The following is a 19,708-nucleotide window of genomic DNA, read 5'->3' as shown; positions in this document are numbered from 1 at the left end:
ATGACGCTGTTCGATTTCATCCAACGGTTGCTGGGGCGCCAGAAACCCAGCGGCACCATGGCCAAGGAGCGGCTGCAGCTGGTGCTGGCCCACGACCGCAGCGACCTCAATCCCGAACTGCTCGAGCAGATGCGGCGCGAAATCCTCGAGGTGGTGCAGCGCTACGTGGAGATCGACATCGAGGAGGGCGACGTGAGCCTGGAGACCGAGGACCGCGTCACCGCCCTGGTGGCCAACCTGCCGATCAAGCGGGCCCGTCCCCTGCCGGCCCTGGTGGCGGCGGCCGCCGCCGTGGGCATGGCCCAGGCGCCCGATGCCGAAGCCGCTCCGCAGGAGCTGGCCGTTCCCCTGGCCAGCGAACCGACCGAAGATCCCTCCCCCGCCGATCCCGACTGAGACGCCGCCGCCCGGGAGACGGCCGGCGGGAATCCTGCAGGCAGTGCAGCGATGGCAGGCCGTGGCCGAAGCGTTCCCGGTGGCGATCACCCCAGCGGAGCAACGGGTCCTCGATCTGCTGCGCCAGGGCGACAGCAACCGCCACATCGCCGCCCAGCTGGTGCTGAGCCCGCGCACGGTGGAGTGCCACGTCTCCCATCTGCTGGCCAAGACCGGCTGCCGCAGCCGCACCCAGCTGCTGCTCTGGGCCCTGGCCCAGGGATAGGCTGGGCTGGGCCAAGGGCCCTCGCCGGCTTAGCTCAGTGGTAGAGCAGCGCTTTTGTAAAGCGAAGGCCATCGGTTCAAATCCGTTAGCCGGCTTGCCAGGGGATGGGCGCCGCCACCGCCCTTACCATCGGCGCAGCACAGCGCACGGGAGGCCATGGCGAGCCACACCTGGCTGGTGGCAGGGCTGATCGTCCTGCCGGGGGCCCTGGCCCAGGTCCCACCGGGCCCGCCACCGCCCCTGCCGCCGGCCCGCTCCGGCGCCGAGATCCTGGGCAGTCCCGGCATCCGCACCCGCTACGCCGATCCCAGCGGCCCGGCGCCAGCGGCTGGGTCCAGAACGCTGCCGGCCGTCGGCCCACCGGCGCGCCCCCTGACGGTTCCCGTCAACGAACGGGTGGATTTCGCCCCGACGATGGAGGAAGGCCCGTTCCAGCAGCCCACCTTGCGGGGGCTGTTCCGCTGGGATCTGCAGCAACCCGCTTCCCGCTGAAGGGCGTCAGCCGATGGCCTGCCAGAGCGACAGCAGGCCGAAGGCCAGGAACAGGCCACCACTGAGGCGGTAGAGCACCCTCTCGCTGATCCTGCCGCCGATCCACTGGCCCGCGCCCACCGCCAGCCAGGTCACCAGGGCATGGCCCAGCAGCGTGCCGGCCAGCAGGCCGGCGAAGGTGAAGGCCGGCGCCGCCGCCAGAAAGATGGTGGCGAACTGGGTGCGATCCCCGAGTTCGGCCAGGAACACGAGCACGAAGGCTTCCCAGATCACGGCCCCCGGGCCACGGATGCTGCCATCGCTCTCGGCGGCGTCGATCGCCTCCCTGGCCTCCTGGGCCTCCTCCTTGGCGGCATCGGCGGGCAGGCCGGCGGCATCCACCAGCAGCTTGATGCCGAAGCCGAGGAACAGGGCCGCTGCCAGCCAGGGAACGATGGCCTGGGGGAGCCACTCCCTGAGGCCGTACCCCATCCCCAGGGACAGAAGGGTGACCAGGGTGAGGGCGGCGAAGGCCCCCACGAACACCCAGCGGGGGCGATGGCGCGCCGCCAGGATCAGGGCCATGAAGAAGGTCTTGTCGCCCAGCTCGGCCAGGGTGATGGCCGTGAGGCTGGAGCCGAAGGCGGCCAGGCCGGGATCACCGGCGGGGGGAAGGGTCATGGGGGCGTCGGGCACGCCTCCATCGGCGCTGGACAACGGGACCGGCCGCGGGCAAGGGCGATGCCGGGGGAATCGCTGGGGAGGCTAGGTGCCGGCCGGCCCCGGGCGGCCGCTGGGTGGGCGTCACGTCAGCGGGGGGCCATCAGGCGCCGGCGAACAGCCAGAGGCCGAGGGCCAGCAGCAGCCAGCCGAGCCAGCCCAGATCGAAGATGGGGGTGGCCAGGTGCACCAGGGGCACCAGCGTCCAGTGGCTGAGGGACACCCCCAGCAGCACCACCAGCAGGAGCGGCAGCATCAGGCGCCTCCAGCGCCCGGCGCCGGCGTGGCCCCGGAGCGGAGCACCGCCCATGGCTCGTCGCTGCGCTCCTCCCCCCGCCAGGCCAGGACGGTGCTGGCCTGCCCCGACCCCGGGGGCCAGGGCAGGGGCTCCAGCAGGGCCAGCCCCGGAAACTCGCTCGCCGCTTCCGCCGCCGTGGTGGCCGCAGGCTGGCCGGAACGGTTGGCGCTGGTGGTGGCCAGCGGACCGCTGAGGCGCAGCAGCTCCCGGGCCCGCTCGCAGGCCGGCACGCGCAGGCCGAGGCTGGTGCCACCGGGGTGGAGATGGTCGGTGAGGGCTCCGGTGACCGGCAGCACCAGGGTGACGGCCCCGGGCCAGCTGCACCGGGCCTGCTCCAGCCAGGCCTCCTGCCAGGGCACCCCGAGGACCGCGATCAGCTGGGGCAGGTCGGCCCCCATCAGGATCAGGGGCTTGTCGGCGGGCCGTTGCTTGAGGCGCCAGAGCAGGGCGGCCGCCGCGGGCCGGCAGGCCAGGGCCGGCAGGGTGTCGGTGGGGAACAGGACGGCCTCCCCGGCCGCCAGGCACCTGGCCAGATCGGCGGGACCGTTCATCGGGCGCCGGGCCTCCAGGCACTGGCGAAGCGGGCCTGGCCCTCCAGGTCGGCGTGGACCCCGGGGCGCTCCAGACCGGCGGCGCGCAGCAGCTCGCCGACCGCCTCGCTCTGGTCGTGGTGGTGCTCCAGCAGCAGCAGGCCGCCAGGGGCCAGCGCCTGCAGGGCCCCGGCCACGATCGAGCGGAGGGCCGTCAGCCCGTCGGGACCACCATCGAGGGCCTGCCGGGGTTCGTGATCGCGCACCACCGGCTCCAGGCCGGCCAGGGTGGCGCTGGGGATGTAGGGGGGGTTGCTCACCACCAGATCCAGCTCGCCCCACCAGGGCTCCACCGGCTGCCACCAGTCGCCCGCCAGCAGGGTGACCTGGCGCTGCAGGTCCCAGCGGGCGAAGTTGGCGCCGGCCTGGGCCAGGGCCTCGGCGCTGGCCTCGACGGCGAAGCCCCGGCTGGTGGGCAGGCTGCGGGCCAGGGCGATGGCCAGACAGCCGGATCCGGTGCCCAGGTCGGCCCAGCAGGCGATGGGGCGGCCCGGCCGCCGCAGCTCCAGGGCCAGGTCCACCAACAGCTCCGTTTCCTGCCGGGGTATCAGCACCCCGGGGGCCACCGGCAGCTCCAGGTCGCGCCAGGGGCAACGGCCCACCAGGTACTGCAGGGGCTCGTGGGTGTGGCGGTGGCGGCGCCAGAGGGCTTCGAGCGCCTGCAGCGGGCGATCGAGCCGGACGGGGGCCTGCGGGTGACACCAGAGCGACTGCAGCTGGCTCCAGCGCAGCCCGCCGCCCAGATCCAGCAGCCAGTCGAGGTCGGCAGCGGCGCCGCCCCGGGCCAGCAGGCGGCGGCGCCACTCCAGCAGTTCCGCCCCCGTGACCGTCAGGGCCTCGGACCCGGGCGACGGTGGTGCGGAGAGCGGGGCGGGGTCGGCCTGGGAACGCATGGGGGGAGCCTAATCAGGGGCGACGGCCTCAGCAGGGACGCCAGCAGAGGCCCGCTTCGGCCCGCAGCCGCCCGGCCAGCTCCAGCTCCAGCAGCCGGGGCATCAGCTCGGCCATGGGGCGATCGAGCGCCAGGCTCAGCTGCTCGAGGCTGGCACCTCCGCCCACCGCCGCCAGCAGGCCCTCGGCCGCCATCACCTCGGCATCCGCCGGCTCCCCTGGCGGTGCCGACCGGGGCCCGCGGCGGGCCAGGGGGCCGGGACCCAGCTGGCCGATCAGGTCGGCGGGGAGGAGCAGGGGTGTGGCCCCCCTGGCCAGCAGCCGGTTGCTGCCCATGGCCGAGGCCCGGCCGGCATCGGCGGGCACCACCCACAGGGGCAGCTCCAGCTGCCAGGCCAGCTCGGCCGAGTGGAGCGCCCCGCTGACAACCGGGCACTCCACCACCACCACCGCCGCCGCCATGGCCACCAGCAGGCGGTTACGGGCGGCGAAGCTGCCGGGACGCACGGCGGCGCCCTCGGCCAGCTCGCTCACCAGCAGACCCTGGCGGGCCACCTGGCTCTGCAGCAGTGCGTGATGGAGGGGATAGGCGCGACCCAGCGGTGTGCCCAGCACCCCCACCGGGGCCCCTCCGGCCGCCAGACACCCCTGGTGGGCGGCCCCATCGATGCCCTCCGCCAGCCCGCTCACAACGGGCCAGCCCGCCTCGGCCAGGGCAGCACCGATGGCCTGGGCCATCGAGAGACCGTGAAGGGACGGGCGGCGGGTGCCCACCACCGCCACCGAACGGCGTTGGCCCAGGTGGGGCCAGAGGCTGCCCCGTCCCTGCCAGCACAGCTGCAGGGGCGGCCGCTGCAGCTCCCCCAGGCCCGCTGGCCAGCCCCGATCGCCGGGGACGAGCACGCCGCGGCCGAAGCGGCACCGGGGCGCAAAGGCCTCCAGGGGCCGGGGCCCCCAGCGGCGGCGGAAGCGCTCCACCCCCGCCACCAGCCCCTCACCGAGACCCGGCACCGCCGCCAGCTCGGCAGCGGAAGCCCCCCAGGCGGCGGCCAGCCCACCACAGCTGGCCTCAAGGGCCCGCAGCCGCTGCCAACCGAGGCCGGGGCAGCGGCTCCAGAGCAGCCACCACAGCCGCTGCTGCCGGTCCCAGACCGCAGACAGCCTGCGGGGGAACGCCCCCTGCACCAGATCTCCCATGGCCCGCGCCGGCGTCCGATCAGCAGTACAAACGTACTATGGCTGGATCCCGGTGTCGGGTGGTCCCTCCCGCAGGATGGCCAGGGCCTGCTCCAGGTCCTGCGGCAGCCGCCGCTGCAGCCGGCGCCGCGCCGCACCCCCGGAGAGATCCACCAGAACGAGGTCGACGCAGGCCTCGGCCGCCAGCGCCCCATCCGGGCGCAGGAAGCGGCTCTGCCAGGGAAGCTTCACGCCCTCCCGCGGCAGCACCCGGCTGTGGATCGCGACCGCGTCACCGTGGAGCAGGGCCTGGCGGTAATCGATGCGCAGGCCCACCACCGGCAGCTCCAGCCCACGGGCCGACAGGTCGCTGTAGTGGAGGCCGGCCCGGGCCAGGGCCTCGACGCGGGCCTCCTCCAGCCAGGCCAGATAGGCCCCGTGCCACATCACGCCGGCGTGGTCGGTGTGCTGCGGCAGCACCCGCCGGTTCAGGCACCACCAACCCGCTTCGGAGCGCTGCATCACGGTCTTCACCACGGGGGACTGCGGACAGAGGATCAGCCATAGGCTGATCCAGAGCCTCTTTGACGTCCGTGTTCCGCAACCTGCTGATCGCCGATTCCGGCAAGGGTCATGTGGAGGAGATGGTCCGCATCCTGCGCGACATCCCCCCCTGCCGTCAGGCCCGGATCAACCTGCTGCACGTGATTCCCGAGCAGGGGGGTCTGGATCTGGAGAGCCACCGCCAGCAGGCCGAGGTGCTGATCAAGGAGGCCATCGAACGTCTCGGTCTCAGCCCCGGCGAGGTCAACACCCTGGTGCGGGAGGGCGACGCCAAGCTGACCGTGCTGAACGTGGCCGATGAGCTGGAGGCCGACCTGATCGTGATGGGGTCGCGGGGCCTGGGCCGGCTGCAGTCGATCCTCGGCAACAGCGCCAGCCAGTACGTCTTCCAGCTCTCCACCCGGCCCATGCTGCTGGTCCGGGACGACCTCTACGTGAAGGCCATCAACCGGGTGCTGGTGGCCATCGACGGCACCGGGGTCGGCGACGATGCCCTGCGGCTGGCCTGCGAGCTGGTCCAGGGCATCCCCGGCGGCAGCCTCACCGGCGTGCATGTGTCCCGCCAGGACATCACACCTTCGCGGGGGGGACGCACCCCCGGCGACGACGTGCTGCAGAAGGCGATCCAAAGGGCCCGCAGCTTCGGCGTGGAGATGAAGGGCGTGCATCTCACGGGCGACATCGCCCGCGGTGTGTGTGCCGCCGCCGAAGAGGCGAAGGCGGATCTGGTGGTGATTGCCTCCCAAGACCGCAGGCCGCTCGTGGCCCGGGCCCTGGTGGATCTCGACAAGCTGCTGGGCAGCTCGGTCAGCGATTACATCCGGGTCCACGCTCCGGCTCCGGTCCTGCTGGTGCGGGAACCGGAGGGACGGGCGCGCTGAGGCCGACTCAGCCGCCCTGGCGGCTGTTGGTCTGGATGTAGAGAATGATCAGAAAAACGGCGGGAACCAGAACGAACAGGAGGCTGGCAACGAAGCCGAGGTCGTTGGTTTCCATGACTGCTGGAGAGGTTCTGAGAAGGTATCACCGCCCATCGGCGGGAAGGACGCCCCCTTCATCGCTCGTTGCGGATGGGCCGGCCTCCCCCTCCGGCTCCTCCTCCTCGGGGGGGAGGGGCCAGGCGGTGGGACCCTCCGGCAGGGGCTGGGTGCGGGCCCGGGCCAGGTCGCCCTCCCGGTCCGCGAGTCCCACCTGGGGCCTGGTGAGCACCATCACCGATTTCTGCACCAGGGCCTGACAGGCCAGCCGCCAGCCCTGGGGACGCCGTCTCAGCTTGAGCTGCTCCACCGCCGTCTGCTCCGTGAGGGCGTTGGCCGCTCCGCCCTCCACCACCTCCACGAAGCAGGTGATGCACTGGCCGCAGCCGCCGCAGTTGCCCAGCCGTCCCTTGAGGCCGTACAGCTCGATGCCTTCGCGCAGGGCGACCTCGCGGAGGTTCTCCCCCGGATAGCACTCCACGTCACGCTGCTCACGCACGAACCGGATCACGGGCATGGCGGAAGCCTCTGGGGGAACTGGACGGCTCCCATTGTGAGGTGCGCCGTTGCGGTCCGTTACCTGGGCCCCGTGCCGTTGCCCGCAACCCTTACCATCGCCAGCACGGATCGGTATCCACCGAGCGTCTCCTTAGCCGCCATCGCCCCGGCGACCGGCTTCGGCAACTGTCAACCCAGACCTGACCCCCCAATGGGATTGCCCTGGTACCGGGTGCACACGGTCGTCATCAACGACCCGGGCCGACTGCTGGCCGTGCACCTCATGCACACCGCCCTGGTAGCCGGCTGGGCCGGCTCCATGGCGCTCTACGAGCTCGCGATCTTCGACCCCTCCGACCCGGTCCTCAACCCCATGTGGCGCCAGGGCATGTTCGTCATGCCCTTCATGGCCCGCCTGGGCGTGACGGGCAGCTGGGGAGGCTGGAGCGTCACCGGTGAAACCGGCGTCGACCCCGGCTTCTGGAGCTTCGAGGGCGTGGCCGCCGCCCACATCATCTTCAGCGGCCTGCTCTTCCTGGCCGCCATCTGGCACTGGACCTACTGGGATCTCGAGATCTGGCAGGACCCCCGCTCAGGGGAGCCCGCTCTCGACCTTCCCAAGATCTTCGGCATCCACCTGCTCCTGGCGGGTCTCGGCTGCTTCGGCTTCGGCGCCTTCCACCTCACCGGCGTGTTCGGTCCGGGGATGTGGATCTCCGATCCCTACAGCCTGACGGGCCACCTCGAACCGGTGCAGCCCGCCTGGGGACCCGAGGGCTTCAACCCCTTCAACCCGGGCGGGATCGTGGCGCACCACATCGCCGCCGGCATCGTCGGGATCATCGCCGGCATCTTCCACATCACCACCCGACCCCCGGAGCGCCTCTACAAGGCCCTTCGCATGGGCAACATCGAGACGGTGCTGGCCAGCGCCATCGCCGCGGTGTTCTTCGCGGCCTTCATCGTGGCCGGAACCATGTGGTACGGCTCGGCAGCCACCCCGGTTGAGCTGTTCGGCCCCACCCGCTACCAGTGGGATCAGGGCTACTTCAAGACCGAGATCAACCGCCGCGTCCAGACGGCCATCGACAACGGCGCCACCAAGCAGGAGGCCTTCGCGGCCATTCCCGAGAAGCTGGCCTTCTACGACTACGTCGGCAACAGCCCCGCCAAGGGTGGTCTGTTCCGCGTGGGCCCGATGATCAACGGTGACGGCCTGCCCACCTCCTGGATCGGTCACATCGCCTTCACCGACAAGGAAGGCCATGACCTCGAGGTTCGTCGTCTGCCCAACTTCTTCGAGAACTTCCCGGTGGTGCTCCAGGACGAGCAGGGCATCGTCCGCGCCGACATCCCGTTCCGTCGGGCCGAAGCGAAGTACTCCTTCGAGCAGCAGGGTGTGACGGCCACCGTCTACGGCGGTGCCCTCAACGGTCAGACCTTCACCGACCCGGCGGATGTCAAGCGGCTGGCCCGCAAGGCCCAGCTCGGCGAGGCCTTCGAGTTCGACCGTGAGACCTACCACTCCGACGGCACCTTCCGCAGTTCCCCCCGCGGCTGGTTCACCTTCGGCCACGCCTGCTTCGCCCTGCTCTTCTTCTTCGGCCACATCTGGCACGGTGCCCGCACCCTCTACCGTGATGTCTTCGCCGGTATCGACCCCGATCTCGGTGAGCAGGTGGAGTTCGGTCTGTTCGCCAAACTGGGCGACCGTTCCACCCGGCGCCTGCCCGAGGGCTACGTGCCCCCGGCCGGTTCCACCCTCAGCTGACCGCCAGTCCCCCCGAGGATTCCCATGGAGAGCTTCGCCTACATCCTGATCCTGGCCCTGGCCATTTCCACGCTGTTTTTCGCGATCGCCTTCCGCGATCCCCCGAAAATCGGCAAGTGACCAGCCTTCCTGATTGATGCAGCCCCCGGGAAACCGGGGGCTTTTTCATGCTTAGGGCCCCAACCGGGAGACCCCCCTTCTCTTTGCGCGCGTAGCTGTTTACACTCCGAACACTTGGACGCGTGCCCGGGGATGCAATGTCCCTCCTGCCAACACACCGATAGCCGCGTTCTGGAATCAAGGGCCGCCGATTCCGGGCGCAGCGTGCGGCGGCGAAGGGAGTGCCTCAACTGCGATTTCCGCTTCACCACCTACGAACGGGTCGAGACCGTTCCGATCACCGTGGTCAAGCGCAACGGCAGCCGCGAAACCTTCAACCGCAGCAAACTGCTGCACGGTCTGCTGAGGGCCTGCGAAAAGACGGGCCTGGAACCGGCCCGGCTCGAGGCCGTCGTTGACGACATCGAACTGGCCCTGCAGCAGCGGGTCGGCCGCGAGGTGAGCAGCAACGAGATCGGCGAGCTGGTGCTCCAGCGCCTGCGGGAGATGAGCGAGGTGGCCTACGTGCGCTTCGCCTCCGTGTATCGCCAGTTCCAGAGCGTCAGCGATTTCGTGGCCACCCTCGAAGGGCTGGGCAGCCGCGGCAAGGCCAAGAGCCGGCTGGCGGTGGTGGGCTGAACCCGGCCCCAGGCCCGCGAGCTGATCGGGGCGCCGGTCCATTGATAGAGTGATCGATCGGGTGTGCGCTGCAGGCGGGCAGCCATCCCGTTCCTTCGCACTGCCACCGGCAGACCGCCCCAGCTCCATGACCCTCACTCCTTCTTCCGAAGCCGACACCCTCGAGGCCCTCACGCCGATCAGCAGCGAGGAGGCCGCCGACATCGAGACCACAGCCGATCTCGATCTGGCGATCCCGGAAGAGGTGCCCAGCGCCGACGACTCCAGCAGCCGGGTCAGCGCACGGGACGGCGACGGTGTGGGCTTCACGCTGGACGAGTTCGCGGCCCTGCTCAGCAAGTACGACTACAACTTCAAGCCCGGCGACGTCGTCAACGGCACCGTCTTCGCCTTGGAATCCAAGGGCGCCATGATCGACATCGGCGCCAAGACCGCCGCCTTCATGCCCCTCCAGGAGGTGTCGATCAACCGCGTCGAGCACCTCTCCGACGTGCTCGAACCCGGCGAGGTGCGCGAGTTCTTCATCCTCAGCGAGGAGAACGAGGACGGCCAGCTGACGCTGTCGGTCCGTCGCATCGAGTACCAGCGCGCCTGGGAACGGGTGCGCCAGCTGCAGAAGGAGGACGCCACGATCTACAGCGAGGTGTTCGCCACCAACCGCGGCGGCGCCCTGGTGCGGGTGGAGGGTCTGCGGGGCTTCATCCCCGGCAGCCACATCAGCACCCGCAAGGCCAAGGAGGAACTCGTGGCCGACTTCCTGCCCCTCAAGTTCCTCGAGGTGGACGAAGAGCGCAACCGGCTGGTGCTCAGCCATCGCCGCGCCCTGGTGGAGCGCAAGATGAATCGCCTGGAAGTGGGCGAAGTGGTGCTGGGTACCGTCCGGGGCATCAAGCCCTACGGCGCCTTCATCGACATCGGCGGCGTCAGCGGTCTGCTGCACATCTCCGAGATCAGCCACGAGCACATCGAGACTCCCCACACGGTGCTCAACGTCAACGATCAGATGAAGGTGATGATCATCGATCTCGACGCCGAGCGGGGCCGGATCTCCCTGTCCACCAAGGCCCTCGAGCCGGAACCGGGCGACATGCTCAGCGATCCCCAGAAGGTGTTCGACAAGGCCGAGGAGATGGCCGCCCGCTACAAGCAGATGCTGCTCGAGCAGGCCGAGGACAGCGAGCCCATGGGTGTCTCCCTCGAATGAGCACGGCTCGGATCCGCTGACGATGGTTCACCTTTCCCTGCGGGGCACCCCGCTGCCCTGCGGGGACGGGCCACTGAAGGTGGTGCTGTTCGACAAGGACGGCACCATGAGCCACAGCGAACCGATGCTCGAGGCCCTGGCTCAGGCCAGGGTCTTTCACTGTCTGGCCCTGGCCGGCCAGGCCGAGGGCGACCCGGAGCGCCTCCGCGACCTTGGCGCCCTTCTGCATCGTGCCTACGGCCTTTCCGCCGAAGGGATCCACCCGGCCGGCACGATGGCGGTCGGCAGCCGCGACCAGAACCTGGTGGCCACCGGCACCGCCCTGGCCCAGGTGGGCTTCGGCTGGCCCGAAGCCCTGGCCATGGCCGAGGCGGTGTTCGCCAGCACCGATGGCCTCCACGGCCAGGGGAGTGAACAGCGGCCGGCCCCCACCCCCGGCCTGCGGCCCCTGCTGGAGGCCCTGCGCCAGGCGGGAGTGCGTTGCGCCGTGATCAGCAACGACCATGTGGAAGGCATCGAGGCCTTCCTGGCCGCCCACGATCTGGCCGCCTACGTGCACGCCATCTGGAGCGCCGAGCACCAGCCCCGCAAGCCCGACCCCGCCGCCATCCACGGCCTGTGCGAGGAACTGGGTGTGGCGGCAGAGTGCTGCGCCCTGGTGGGCGACGCCAACAGCGACCTGCGCATGGCGCGGGCCGCCGGGGTGCCGGTGGTGCTCGGCTATCGGGCGGGCTGGCGAAGGCCGGTGGCGCTGGATGGCTCCTTCCTGCAGCTGGACCACTGGCAGGAGCTCGCCGTGGTGCCAGGACCGGCGAACCGGGGGGAATAAGCTCAGCCATCGACTGACCCCACTCCCCTATGAGCCGTTTCGTCTTCACCTCGGAATCGGTGACGGAAGGCCACCCCGACAAGATCTGCGACCAGGTGAGCGACGCCGTGCTCGACGCGCTGCTGGCCCAGGATCCCTCCAGCCGGGTGGCCTGCGAGACCGTGGTGAACACCGGCCTCTGCCTGATCACGGGGGAAGTCACCACCAACGCCCGCGTCGACTTCAACACCCTGGTGCGGGGCGTGATCGAGAAGATCGGCTACAGCGGCGCCCGTGCCGGCGGCTTCGATGCCCGCAGCTGCGCCGTGCTCATCGCCCTCGATCAGCAGTCGCCCGACATCGCCCAGGGTGTGGATGAGGCTGACGACCACGACGGCGACCCCCTCGACAAGGTGGGGGCCGGCGACCAGGGCATCATGTTCGGCTACGCCTGCGACGAGACGCCGGAGCTGATGCCGCTGCCGATCAGCCTGGCCCACCGGCTGGCACTGCGGCTGGCCCAGGTGCGCCATGACGGCAGCCTCGGCTACCTGCTCCCGGACGGCAAGACCCAGGTGAGCGTGGTGTACGAGAACGACCGCCCCGTGGCGATCGACACGATCCTGATCTCCACCCAGCACACCGCCGAAGTGGAGGGCATCAGCGACGAGAAGGCGGTGCAGCAACGCATCAGGGAGGACCTCTGGTCCCACGTGGTGCTGCCCGCCACGGCCGATCTGCCCCTCAAGCCCACCACGGAGGGCACGCGCTTCTACGTCAACCCCACCGGCAAGTTCGTGGTGGGCGGCCCCCAGGGCGACGCGGGGCTGACGGGCCGCAAGATCATCGTCGACACCTACGGCGGCTATGCCCGCCACGGTGGCGGCGCCTTCTCGGGCAAGGACCCCACCAAGGTGGACCGCTCCGCCGCCTACGCCGCCCGCTACGTGGCCAAGGCCCTGGTGGCTTCCGGCCTGGCCCACAAGGCCGAGGTGCAGCTCAGCTACGCCATCGGCGTGGCCCGGCCCGTGAGCATCCTGGTGGAGAGCTTCGGCACCGGCGCCCTCAGCAACGCCGACCTCACCGCCCTGGTGCAGGAGCACTTCGACCTGCGCCCCGGCGCCATCATCGAAGCCTTCGGCCTGCGGGAACTGCCCCAGCAGCGGGGCGGACGCTTCTACCAGGACGTCGCCGCCTACGGCCACTTCGGCCGCAAGGACCTCGACCTCCCCTGGGAGGACGTGACCGCCATCGCCGCCACCCTGAAGCAGGCCACGGCGAGCCGTGTCAGCGCTGTATCTGGGGGTTGACCTCGGCAGCAGCGGCCTGCGCCTGGCCGTTCTGGCCGAGGCCGGCGCTCCCGACGGGGACCCCGCCAGCCCCGTTCTGGAGCGGCAGTCCCCCTACCCGGGCCGCTTCGAGGATCCCGAGGCCTGGCGGCAGGGCCTGATCGATCTGCTGGCGGCCGTGCCCGAGGAGGTCCGCCGGCGGGTGGCGGCCGTCGCCATCGATGGCACCTCCGGCACGCTCCTGGCCTGCGGTCCAGGAGGCCGCCTACTGCCGCCGCCCCTGGCGGACGCCCTCCCCTACCACCAGGCCTGTCCGGAGCAGGCCGGGGCCATCGCCACCCTGCTGGCCGCGGGGAAAGGGGCGTGGGACGCGGAGAGCGGGGCGTGGGCCGACCATCCCGCCGCCAGCAGCAGCGGCAGCCTGGCCCGGGCCCTGCGTCTGCAGTCCCTGGCCCGGGAGACGGGCCTCGCCCAAGGCCTGCTGCTGCGCCACCAGGCCGACTGGCTGATGGGCTGGCTGCTGGACGACTGGCGCTGGGGCGAGGAGGGCAACAACGTGCGGCTGGGCTGGGACCTGCAGCAGGGCCGCTGGCTCGCGGGGGTGGCCGAAGGCCTGGGTGCCGGTGCCCTGCCGGGGATCCGCAGCAGCGGCAGCCGCCTGGGGCGGCTGGCTCCGCCGGCGGCGGCCTGCCTGGGCCTGCCGGCTGACTGCCAGGTGGTGGCCGGCAGCACCGATGCCAACGCCGCGGTGCTGGCCGCCGATCCCCAGGAGGGCGATGGCATCACCGTGCTGGGCACCACCCTGGTGCTGAAGCAGTTCGTGGACGCCCCCCTGGCCGGGGCCGGGCTCAGCAACCACCGGGTGGGCGGCCGCTGGCTGGCGGGGGGAGCCTCCAACGCAGGCGCCGGCATCCTGCGCCGCTTCTTCGACGACGCCCAGATCGCCGAACTGAGCCGCCAGATCACGCCGGATCGTCCCACGGGGCTGGCCCTTCAGCCCCTGAGCCGCCGGGGCGAGCGCTTCCCGGTGGACGACCCGGCGCTGGAGCCGATCCTGGAGCCGAGGCCCGCCAGTGATGCCCGCTATCTCCAGGCCCTGCTGGAGGGTCTCACCGCCATCGAGGTGACGGGCTGGCGGCGGCTGCGGGAGCTGGGGGCCCCGGCCCTGCGGCGGGTGATCAGCGTCGGCGGCGGCGCCCGCAACAGCCAGTGGCGGGCCCTGCGGACGCGCGCCCTGGGGATCCCGGTGCTGAACCGACCGAAACGCACGGCGGCCCTGGGCATGGCCCTGCTGGCGCGGGCCAGCTCCAGGATGGGGGCCGAATCCGTCTCGCCCCGGCCATGAACGAACGTCTCAAATCGATCCTCGCCATGGCCCTGTTCGTCGTGCTGGCCGGCTATGTGGGCTTCAGCGGCGTGCGGCTGGGTCTGCTGCTTTGGCAGCGGTTCGCCGGCGCCTGATCCCAGAATTCCCCCAACCGACCTGAACCCATGGCCGCCGATCCCCTCACTGCTGCAGTGAGCGACCGCATCTGCAAGCACATGAACGACGACCACGCCGAGGCCGTCCTGGCCTACGCCCGCCACTACGGCGGCTGCACCGAGGCCAGTGAGGCCCGGATGGTGGCCGTGGAGCCCGAGGCGATGCGCCTGGAAGTGGACGGCACCCGGGTGGAGGTGCCCTTCGACCACGCCCTCACTGACAGCGAGGACGCCCACCGCACCCTGGTGGCCATGCTGCGGTCGCTCCCCGGGAAGGCTTGAAGCAGCGACTGCGCCGCCGCCGGCGGCGCCGGACCCCTGACCCTTCTCGCACGCCTGAGCCGGCTTCCGCTCGACTGGTTCGCCGCCACCCCCTGCCCCCTGTGCCGTGGCCTGCAACCGCCGCAGCACGGGGCCGGAGCGGCCTGCCCGGACTGCCGCCGCCGCCTGCCCCTGCCGGCCGGGGCCCTGTGGGGCAACGAGCCCCTGCTCTGGTGGGCGGCCGGGGCCTACGACGGCGAGCTGCGGCGGTTGCTGCTCGGGCTGCGGCAGCGGCCTGAGCCCGCCGGGGTCGGCGCCCTCGTGAAGGTGCTGGCGGAGGGATTGCCCCAGTGGCGGCAGCGGCCGCTGATGGTGCCCGTGCCGAGCTGGAAACGGCAGGGCAATCCCCTGCCGGCGCTGGTCTGCCAGGAGCTCGTCCGCCAGCTGGGCTATCGCCGCGCCGATCTGCTGGAGCGGTCACGGCCCGTGCTGGGCCAGCACCACCTCGGCAGGACCCTGCGCCTGGCCAACCAGGAGGGGGCCTTCCGCTGTCGCCGGGGCCCCCGCCTCGGCGAAGCCCTGGGCCGGCCGGTCCTGATCGTCGACGACATCCTCACCAGCGGGGCCACCGGCTGCAGCGCCGCCACAGCCCTGGAGACCCTCGGCTGGCAGGTGGTGGGACTCCTCTGCCTGGCCCGTACGCCCCGGGGGCGCACCCGGACGGGCCGCCCCCCCAGCGGGCCGTGATCTAAGATCCCATCGTCGCTTCGGCGACGGGCCGGGATAGCTCAGTTGGTAGAGCAGGCGATTGAAAATCGCCGTGTCCCCAGTTCAAATCTGGGTCCTGGCATTGCGTGCGGACTGCTCTGCAGCCCATCACCATGCCCCATCAGCCCTCGACCTCCAGCCAGATCTTCAACAACGCCGACAGCTTCGCCCAGGCGTTCGATGAGGCCTGGCAGGAGCACAGTCGACAGGATCCCTCCCACGGGCTCTCGACCGCCGAAAAGCTCGAGGCGATCCTCGGCCGGGTGGCTGGCCACCCGTTCGCCGAAGCTGATCCGGCCATGGCCCGCCAGGTGGGGGCCTTCAGGATCCGCCTCCTCGACCTTTAGGTGGCGCCCATGAGCAGCTCCCTCGCCCGCCTTCTCCAGCTCCTGAGCGGTGGCTTCAGCAACCAGAGCCAGGCCTTCGACAATCCGCCCATCTACGCCCACATCCTGGTCAAGTTCCGGCCCTTGCCCCACCTGGCCCCGGGCTCGCTGCTGCTGGAGCAGTCCTACGCCATCTCACCCGGCACGCCCTACAGGATCCGGGTGCTGCGGGCCGAGCGCCGCGACGGCGACCTGATCATCCACAACCAGGCCCTCCAGGACGAGCAGCGTTTCTGGGGCGCCATCGAGGATGAAGAGCGACGCCGCAGCATCGCGGAGAGCGACCTCCTGCCCCTCGAGGGCTGCACCTACGTGGTGCGGGAGGTGGGCGAGGGGTTCGCCGGCGAGGTGGAACCCGGGTGCCGCTGCCTCGTGGAGCGCAAGGGAAGCCTCGCCTACCTGGTCAGCAGCTTCGAGATCGATTCCCGGGGCATGCGCACCATCGACCGGGGCCACGACCCGGCCACCCATGAGCAGCTCTGGGGATCCCTGGCCGGCCCCTTCGAATTCGAACGCACCGACGACTACCGCGGCGAACTGCCCGCCGCCTGGCTGGAGATCTGATCGGGCAGGGGCCCGTTCAGCCGGCGATCAGCTCGTCCATGAAGGGCTGCTCCCCCTCGTCCAGAAAGGGATCGATCTCCTCCTGGCCCAGATCGAAGGATTCCGCCACCGGCAGGGAGGCCGGCGGCTCCTGCTGCAGCGCCGGCGGCTGCACCGCCTGCAGATGGCGGGAGGTGCCGGCGCGATCCAGACCCCGCAGGGCCGCCTCGATCCTGGCCAGGCGCTCTTCGGTGTCCCCCAGGCGCTCGTCCATGGCGGCCCCATGGGTGGCCTCGAGGTCGGCGACCTCCTCCAACCGCGCACCGATGCGATCCTCGTGGCCCCCGAGCCGTTCCTCGAGCTCCAGCAGGCGGTAGGTGAGCGCTTCGGCCACCTGGGACAACACCTGCAGCTGATCGGCCAACCGGAGGGAGGAGTCCTCGGATGGGGACACAACAGAAGCCATGACGGCACCGGGATGATGGCCGGATGGTATCGGCGTGGGGCCGACCCGCCAGGGGTGGCCCCGGCCGGGGGATTTGTAACGATTCTGAAAACCCTGTCGTGGCGAGCGTACAGGCCCATAGGATCCGCCTTGCAGCCCATGATCGGGACGTTTCCTGCAGCCGTCCCCGAAGGCCTCTGCAGATCCGCCACTGCAGATTCGCAGTCGCAGATCCGCAGCTGCAATCCGCAGAGACCAAGCGCCCTGCCCACCGACCTTCTCTCCAACGCCTCTCCCCCGGCACCCACGCTCATGACACTTGCCAACGCTGCCTATCTGGGCATCGAGCGTTTCTCCAGCGACCGCAACAAGGAAAACTGGACGAACGCCACCGAAAACGACAAGGCCGCCCTGATCCGCGCCGTCTACAAGCAGGTGCTCGGCAATCAGTACGTCATGACCAGCGAGCGGCTCTCGGGTCCGGAGTCCCTCTTCAAACGCGGCTACCTCAGCGTGCGGGAGTTCGTGCGCCAGGTGGCCAAGAGCGGGCTCTACAAGGCCAAGTTCTTCGAGAACTGCAACCCCTACCGCTTCATCGAGCTGAACTTCAAGCATCTTCTGGGCCGGGCACCCCAGAACAAGGCCGAGATGCTGCATCACTTCACGATCCTGCAGGAGCAGGGCTACGACGCCGAGATCGACTCCTACCTCGACAGCGCCGAGTACCAGAACCGCTTCGGCGAAGAGGTGGTTCCCTACCTGCACGGCTGGGACTACTCCTCCGGCCAGCAGGGCCTGCAGTTCTCCTACATGCTCCAGCTGACCCGGGGTGTGGGCGCCTCGGTTCGGGGCGATCTGCTCAAGAACCAGTCGCGCCTCAACCCCTCGGTGCATGCGGAAGCCCCCATGCCGGTGGTGAGCCCCAACGCTCGCGGCAGCGTCTTCCGCAAGGTCTCCACCGATGGCGTCACCCGCCAGGGCGTGGGCGCCGGTGAAGAGGGACGCACCTTCCGGGTCGAGATCTCCGGCTTCAACAACTACCGCCTGCACAAGCGCAGCAACCGGGTGCGCTTCATCCCCTTCAACAAGCTGCTCCAGACCCAGCAGCAGATCCTCCGCGAAGGCGGCCGCATCGCCAGCATCACCCCGGTCAACTGAACCGGACTCCCGTTCAGCCTTAACCCCCTACCCCTCCGAATCCATGAAGGTTTCCGCAGGTACCCGAGGCACCGGCCTCAACAGTTCCCGCCAGGTGGCGTTCACCGTCACCGGCGTCAACAACAACGACTACTCCCGCACCGCGGACATGGTCATGAACGTGCCGTTCACCCGCATGAACGAGACCATGCGTCTCGTCCACGCCATGGGCGGCAAGATCGTCAGTGTCTCCGTGACCGGCGGCGGTACGGGCGCCGAGGCGCCGGCCCCCCGCAAGGGCAAGGCGAAGGCCGAAGGCTGAGGCCAGCCCAGGACCAGACCACAGTTCGGCCTTTCGATGGGGCCCCCTCCGAGGGGGCCCTTTTTCATGGGCCCTTTTTCATGGGCCCCTGTTCATGGGCCGGGTGCATGGGCCGGGTGCATGGGCCGGATTCGAGGCTCGGGACACCGGGCCTTACACCCATCCGCTGGATGAACCGTCCAGGCTGAACCCCAGCGGCCGGCCAGATGGCCAGAACCATTGCGGCCGTTTGGATCCAGGCGGTGGTGACCATTTATTAAGGCACCCCCATCCACCGGACGCCTTCCCCAACAATAGGTAGGTCTTTCGGAGCGATGCCCGGCCCTGGCCAGGCGATCATCGAAAGCAACGACGCAGTCGACGTCAGCCCTCCCCCCGGACTGACGCTCCAGACTCGACCCCCTTACCCACCCAATCCCGACGTTCGACGTCGAGAACAGGAGCTAACTCAATGTTCGACGCCTTCACCAAGGTCGTTGCTCAGGCTGATGCCCGCGGCGAATTCCTCAACGCTGGTCAGATCGATGCCCTTTCCGGCGTCGTCGCTGACAGCTTCAAGCGCATGGATGCCGTGAACCGCATCACCTCCAACGCTTCCAAGATCGTCACCAACGCGGCCCGCGATCTGTTCGATCAGCAGCCCGCCCTGATCGCCCCCGGCGGCAACGCCTACACCCATCGCCGCATGGCTGCCTGCCTGCGCGACATGGAGATCGTTCTCCGCTACGTCACCTACGCCGTCTTCACCGGTGACGCTTCCGTCCTGGAAGATCGCTGCCTCAACGGCCTCCGCGAGACCTACCTGGCCCTCGGCGTGCCCGGCGCTTCCGTCGCCGAAGGCATCCGCAAGATGAAGGACGCAGCCATCGCCATCGCCAACGATCGCAACGGCATCACCCAGGGCGACTGCTCCTCCCTGATGTCCGAAATCGGCACCTACTTCGATCGCGCAGCCGCTGCTGTCGCCTGATCAGTCGTCGACTGATCGTCGCCTCATCTTTCGGTTCACCTTCTCCTTAACACCCTCCCCATGAAGACTCCCCTCACCGAGGCCGTCGCAGCCGCTGATTCCCAGGGCCGCTTCCTGTCCAACACCGAACTCAACGCCGCCTTCGGCCGCTTCGAGCGCGCCAAGAACGCCCTGGAAGCTGCCAAGGCCCTCACCGCCAACGCCGACTCCCTGGTGAACGGCGCCGCCCAGGCCGTCTACAACAAGTTCCCCTACACCACCCAGATGCAGGGGAGCAACTACGCCTCCGACGCCCGCGGCAAGGCCAAGTGTGCCCGTGACATCGGCTACTACCTCCGCATGGTCACCTACTGCCTGGTCGCCGGTGGCACCGGCCCCATGGATGAGTACCTGGTCGCTGGTCTCGACGAGATCAACCGCACCTTCGAGCTCTCCCCCTCCTGGTACGTCGAAGCCCTGACCTACATCAAGGCCAACCACGGCGTCTCCGGCGATGCCGGCGTCATCGCCAACAACTACATCGACTACGCCATCAGCGCTCTCGTCTGAGCTCTCAAGGCCATCGTTGTCTCGGGGTCCCCTTCGGGGGGCCTTTTTTTTCTGGCCGGATTCACCTGTTGTGGCGTTTGCGGGTTCTCATCTGCTGTAACGATCGAACATCATCTTGAAATCCTGTGCGGACTTCCTCATAGGATCAGAACGGCGCACCGTACGCGTGCAGTCCTCCCCCTTCTGGCC

General features: G+C 70.0%; 28 protein-coding genes and 2 tRNA genes. 21 read left to right on the top strand and 9 right to left on the bottom strand.

Features of this window, described 5'->3' with window-relative positions:
• From minE to CJZ86_RS06110, 4 genes are all read left to right on the top strand, one after another.
• Positions 1-396, top strand: a complete 396-nt coding sequence (minE, locus tag CJZ86_RS06125) for a cell division topological specificity factor MinE (RefSeq protein WP_094585060.1) — start codon at positions 1-3, stop codon at positions 394-396.
• Positions 397-457: 61 nt separating this feature from the next.
• Positions 458-661, top strand: a complete 204-nt coding sequence (locus tag CJZ86_RS06120; protein ID WP_233133869.1) for a response regulator transcription factor — start codon at positions 458-460, stop codon at positions 659-661.
• 23 nt (positions 662-684) lie between these two features.
• Positions 685-756, top strand: a tRNA-Thr gene (locus CJZ86_RS06115).
• 61 nt (positions 757-817) lie between these two features.
• Positions 818-1,153: a hypothetical protein gene (locus tag CJZ86_RS06110; protein ID WP_094585058.1), complete on the top strand. Its 336-nt coding sequence runs from the start codon at positions 818-820 to the stop codon at positions 1,151-1,153.
• 6 nt (positions 1,154-1,159) lie between these two features.
• Here the strand turns inward: CJZ86_RS06110 and CJZ86_RS06105 are convergent, their stop codons facing one another.
• From CJZ86_RS06105 to CJZ86_RS06085, 6 genes are all read right to left on the bottom strand, one after another.
• On the bottom strand, positions 1,160-1,813 hold the full coding sequence (locus tag CJZ86_RS06105) for a TMEM165/GDT1 family protein (protein WP_190611623.1): 654 nt from the start codon (positions 1,811-1,813) through the stop codon (positions 1,160-1,162).
• Positions 1,814-1,955: 142 nt separating this feature from the next.
• On the bottom strand, positions 1,956-2,108 hold the full coding sequence (locus tag CJZ86_RS16945) for a hypothetical protein (protein ID WP_158219515.1): 153 nt from the start codon (positions 2,106-2,108) through the stop codon (positions 1,956-1,958).
• Positions 2,108-2,701 carry an L-threonylcarbamoyladenylate synthase gene (locus tag CJZ86_RS06100; protein WP_094585056.1) on the bottom strand — a complete coding sequence of 198 codons (594 nt, stop codon included), beginning with the start codon at positions 2,699-2,701 and terminating at the stop codon, positions 2,108-2,110. The genes CJZ86_RS16945 and CJZ86_RS06100 overlap by 1 nt, the downstream gene beginning before the upstream one ends.
• Positions 2,698-3,633 (bottom strand): peptide chain release factor N(5)-glutamine methyltransferase, encoded by a 936-nt coding sequence (gene prmC / locus CJZ86_RS06095; protein ID WP_094585055.1) that lies wholly within the window; start codon positions 3,631-3,633, stop codon positions 2,698-2,700. The genes CJZ86_RS06100 and prmC overlap by 4 nt, the downstream gene beginning before the upstream one ends.
• Positions 3,634-3,661: 28 nt before the next feature.
• Positions 3,662-4,828, bottom strand: coding sequence for a DNA-processing protein DprA (locus tag CJZ86_RS06090; protein WP_094585054.1), 1,167 nt, complete (start codon positions 4,826-4,828; stop codon positions 3,662-3,664).
• 36 nt (positions 4,829-4,864) lie between these two features.
• Complete coding sequence (locus tag CJZ86_RS06085; protein WP_094585081.1) at positions 4,865-5,329, bottom strand: acyl-CoA thioesterase; 465 nt, start codon at positions 5,327-5,329, stop codon at positions 4,865-4,867.
• Positions 5,330-5,400: 71 nt separating this feature from the next.
• Between CJZ86_RS06085 and CJZ86_RS06080 the strand changes: the two genes are divergently transcribed.
• Entirely contained in the window at positions 5,401-6,252 is an 852-nt protein-coding gene (locus tag CJZ86_RS06080; protein WP_094585053.1) for a universal stress protein, read from the top strand.
• A 7-nt stretch (positions 6,253-6,259) separates the two neighbouring features.
• Here the strand turns inward: CJZ86_RS06080 and psbM are convergent, their stop codons facing one another.
• A complete protein-coding gene (gene psbM / locus CJZ86_RS06075; RefSeq protein WP_015109223.1) occupies positions 6,260-6,367 on the bottom strand; it encodes a photosystem II reaction center protein PsbM in 108 nt (35 codons plus the stop codon).
• A 27-nt stretch (positions 6,368-6,394) separates the two neighbouring features.
• Positions 6,395-6,865 (bottom strand): 2Fe-2S iron-sulfur cluster-binding protein, encoded by a 471-nt coding sequence (locus CJZ86_RS06070; protein ID WP_094585052.1) that lies wholly within the window; start codon positions 6,863-6,865, stop codon positions 6,395-6,397.
• Between the two features lie 192 nt (positions 6,866-7,057).
• Here CJZ86_RS06070 and psbB point away from each other — a divergent pair, with 192 nt between their 5' ends.
• The 12 genes from psbB to CJZ86_RS06010 all read left to right on the top strand — a co-directional run bounded on the left by psbB (position 7,058) and on the right by CJZ86_RS06010 (position 16,117).
• Positions 7,058-8,617 (top strand): photosystem II chlorophyll-binding protein CP47, encoded by a 1,560-nt coding sequence (gene psbB / locus CJZ86_RS06065; protein ID WP_094585051.1) that lies wholly within the window; start codon positions 7,058-7,060, stop codon positions 8,615-8,617.
• A gap of 24 nt (positions 8,618-8,641) precedes the next feature.
• Positions 8,642-8,737, top strand: a complete 96-nt coding sequence (locus tag CJZ86_RS06060; protein WP_010314684.1) for a photosystem II reaction center protein T — start codon at positions 8,642-8,644, stop codon at positions 8,735-8,737.
• A gap of 132 nt (positions 8,738-8,869) precedes the next feature.
• Positions 8,870-9,355: a transcriptional regulator NrdR gene (gene nrdR / locus CJZ86_RS06055; protein WP_094585050.1), complete on the top strand. Its 486-nt coding sequence runs from the start codon at positions 8,870-8,872 to the stop codon at positions 9,353-9,355.
• Between the two features lie 127 nt (positions 9,356-9,482).
• Positions 9,483-10,559: a 30S ribosomal protein S1 gene (locus CJZ86_RS06050; RefSeq protein WP_094585049.1), complete on the top strand. Its 1,077-nt coding sequence runs from the start codon at positions 9,483-9,485 to the stop codon at positions 10,557-10,559.
• A 22-nt stretch (positions 10,560-10,581) separates the two neighbouring features.
• Complete coding sequence (locus CJZ86_RS06045; RefSeq protein WP_094585048.1) at positions 10,582-11,388, top strand: HAD family hydrolase; 807 nt, start codon at positions 10,582-10,584, stop codon at positions 11,386-11,388.
• Between the two features lie 29 nt (positions 11,389-11,417).
• Positions 11,418-12,677: a methionine adenosyltransferase gene (gene metK, locus CJZ86_RS06040; RefSeq protein WP_094585047.1), complete on the top strand. Its 1,260-nt coding sequence runs from the start codon at positions 11,418-11,420 to the stop codon at positions 12,675-12,677.
• A complete protein-coding gene (locus CJZ86_RS06035; protein WP_094585046.1) occupies positions 12,652-14,001 on the top strand; it encodes an FGGY-family carbohydrate kinase in 1,350 nt (449 codons plus the stop codon). The genes metK and CJZ86_RS06035 overlap by 26 nt, the downstream gene beginning before the upstream one ends.
• Before the next feature lie 146 nt (positions 14,002-14,147).
• Entirely contained in the window at positions 14,148-14,420 is a 273-nt protein-coding gene (locus tag CJZ86_RS06030) for a DUF2470 domain-containing protein (protein WP_094585045.1), read from the top strand.
• A 249-nt stretch (positions 14,421-14,669) separates the two neighbouring features.
• Positions 14,670-15,146 (top strand): ComF family protein, encoded by a 477-nt coding sequence (locus CJZ86_RS06025; RefSeq protein WP_094585044.1) that lies wholly within the window; start codon positions 14,670-14,672, stop codon positions 15,144-15,146.
• A 30-nt stretch (positions 15,147-15,176) separates the two neighbouring features.
• Positions 15,177-15,249: transfer RNA gene (locus tag CJZ86_RS06020), tRNA-Phe, on the top strand.
• Between the two features lie 31 nt (positions 15,250-15,280).
• Positions 15,281-15,514 carry a hypothetical protein gene (locus tag CJZ86_RS06015; RefSeq protein WP_094585043.1) on the top strand — a complete coding sequence of 78 codons (234 nt, stop codon included), beginning with the start codon at positions 15,281-15,283 and terminating at the stop codon, positions 15,512-15,514.
• Positions 15,515-15,523: 9 nt separating this feature from the next.
• Positions 15,524-16,117: a chromophore lyase CpcT/CpeT gene (locus tag CJZ86_RS06010; RefSeq protein WP_094585042.1), complete on the top strand. Its 594-nt coding sequence runs from the start codon at positions 15,524-15,526 to the stop codon at positions 16,115-16,117.
• A 16-nt stretch (positions 16,118-16,133) separates the two neighbouring features.
• Here the strand turns inward: CJZ86_RS06010 and CJZ86_RS06005 are convergent, their stop codons facing one another.
• Positions 16,134-16,562, bottom strand: a complete 429-nt coding sequence (locus tag CJZ86_RS06005; protein ID WP_143594052.1) for a hypothetical protein — start codon at positions 16,560-16,562, stop codon at positions 16,134-16,136.
• Positions 16,563-16,853: 291 nt separating this feature from the next.
• On the opposite strand from CJZ86_RS06005, the gene CJZ86_RS06000 reads away from it, so the two are divergent.
• From CJZ86_RS06000 to cpcA, 4 genes are all read left to right on the top strand, one after another.
• Complete coding sequence (locus CJZ86_RS06000) at positions 16,854-17,699, top strand: phycobilisome rod-core linker polypeptide (protein ID WP_094585040.1); 846 nt, start codon at positions 16,854-16,856, stop codon at positions 17,697-17,699.
• Between the two features lie 43 nt (positions 17,700-17,742).
• A complete protein-coding gene (locus tag CJZ86_RS05995) occupies positions 17,743-18,000 on the top strand; it encodes a rod-capping linker protein CpcD domain-containing protein (RefSeq protein ID WP_094585039.1) in 258 nt (85 codons plus the stop codon).
• A 451-nt stretch (positions 18,001-18,451) separates the two neighbouring features.
• Positions 18,452-18,970 carry a C-phycocyanin subunit beta gene (gene cpcB, locus CJZ86_RS05990; protein ID WP_015109239.1) on the top strand — a complete coding sequence of 173 codons (519 nt, stop codon included), beginning with the start codon at positions 18,452-18,454 and terminating at the stop codon, positions 18,968-18,970.
• A gap of 60 nt (positions 18,971-19,030) precedes the next feature.
• Positions 19,031-19,519: a C-phycocyanin subunit alpha gene (cpcA, locus tag CJZ86_RS05985; RefSeq protein WP_015109240.1), complete on the top strand. Its 489-nt coding sequence runs from the start codon at positions 19,031-19,033 to the stop codon at positions 19,517-19,519.
• The last annotated feature ends 189 nt before the right edge of the window (positions 19,520-19,708 follow it).

Source organism: Synechococcus sp. BO 8801, assembly GCF_002252675.1.
Lineage (GTDB): Bacteria > Cyanobacteriota > Cyanobacteriia > PCC-6307 > Cyanobiaceae > Cyanobium.
Note: the sequence above shows the minus strand (reverse complement) of the source record. Positions and strands in the feature narration are given on the sequence as shown.